The following is a 1,616-nucleotide window of genomic DNA, read 5'->3' as shown; positions in this document are numbered from 1 at the left end:
GCGCCTGTCGGTGCAGACCGCGCGTCTCGACGCGCCGCTCGCCGACGAAGCGCTGGCCGACTACCTGCGTCACGACGCACCGGACGTGCTCGCGCGGTATTTCGTCGCGATGGATCTCGCCGACGACGAAGCCGGCCTGCGCTACGAAGACGACGTGCTCGTCGAGATTCTGGCGCCGGGCACGCGCCGGCTGTACTGGCGCGGCCTGACCGCGCACCGGCTGGAGCGCATCGATCTCGCGCAGGACAGCATGCTGCCCGCCGCGCTGGTGAAGCGCATCGCGCAACCGTCGCTGCGTGCGCGCGGCGTGGCGGGGCTGACGGGCGTGCTGCTGGCGCAGGTGCCGGCGTACCACGTCGGCGTGCTGAAGGTCGACGGCAAGATCGAGCGGTTGCTGGACGCGGGCGCGTCGGCGTTCTGGCGCTTCAACCGCGACGTCGCGGTCGAGCTGGTCGATCTGCGCTTGCAGGCGATCGAGGTCGGCGGGCAGGAAATCCTGACGCGCGACAAGGTCGCGCTGCGGCTGAACCTGTCGGCGACGTGGCGTTATGCGGACGTGCTGCAAGCGTTCGGCCAGTTGCAGAAGCCGGTCGAACACCTGTATCGCGAGTTGCAGTTCGCGCTGCGTTCGGCGGTCGGCACGCGCTCGCTCGACGAGTTGCTGGAGGACAAGCAGTCGCTCGACGAGGTCGTGATCGCGCACGTGCGCGCCCGTCTCGACGGTTCGGGCGTGGACGTGCGCAGCGTCGGCGTGAAGGATATCGTGCTGCCGGGCGACATGAAGACGATCCTCGCGCAGGTGGTCGAAGCGGAGAAATCCGCGCAGGCGAACGTGATTCGCCGCCGCGAGGAAACGGCGGCCACGCGTTCGCTGCTGAACACCGCGAAGGTGATGGAAGAAAACCCGACCGCACTGCGGCTCAAGGAGCTGGAAACGCTCGAGCGCGTCGCGGAACGGATCGACCGCATCTCGGTGTTCGGCGGTCTCGACCAGGTGCTGAACGGGCTCGTCAGCATCAAGGGCACGTAATGCAGGCTCCGGCGCGATGCAGATGGGTCGCGCCGGTCCCGAAATGAATCAGGTGAAGCAAATGACCGACATGGATTATCAGGTGATGGAACTGGCGAACGGCAAGCCGGTGAAGATGTGGACGCAAGGTGTCGCCGTCGAGGACGAAGCGCGCGCGCAACTGCGCAACACCGCGCAGATGCCGTTCATCTTCGGCCACGTTGCGGTGATGCCGGACGTGCACCTCGGCAAGGGCTCGACGATCGGCAGCGTGATTCCGACGAAGGGCGCGATCATCCCGGCCGCGGTCGGCGTCGACATCGGCTGCGGGATGATGGCCGCGCGCACGACGCTGACGGCGGCCGACCTGCCCGATTCGCTTGGCGGGCTGCGCAGCGCGATCGAATGCGCGGTGCCGCACGGCCGTGCGCCGGGCCGCCGCGATCCGGGCGCGTGGGGCGATCGCACGCCGGCCGCCGTGACCGACGCGTGGAAATCGCTGCAGCCGGGCTTTCAGCGCATCGTCGACAAGTATCCGAAGCTGGCAAAGACGAACCACTACGCGCATCTCGGCACGCTCGGCACCGGCAACCACTTCATCGAAGTG

Annotated in this window: 2 protein-coding genes; both read left to right on the top strand. The window is 67.9% G+C overall.

Translation table 11 applies throughout. The annotated features are described in order from the left end of the window. A partial coding sequence (locus JMF90_RS36345) for a slipin family protein (protein WP_201326273.1) occupies positions 1–1,030 on the top strand: 1,030 nt, incomplete at its 5' end. Positions 1,031–1,091: 61 nt separating this feature from the next. Beyond that, positions 1,092–1,616: RtcB family protein (locus tag JMF90_RS36340; RefSeq protein ID WP_201326272.1), on the top strand; the 525-nt coding region annotated here is incomplete at its 3' end.

The sequence above is a fragment of the Burkholderia sp. E168m23 genome, from assembly GCF_016586125.1.
Lineage (GTDB): Bacteria > Pseudomonadota > Gammaproteobacteria > Burkholderiales > Burkholderiaceae > Burkholderia > Burkholderia orbicola.
Note: the sequence above shows the minus strand (reverse complement) of the source record. Positions and strands in the feature narration are given on the sequence as shown.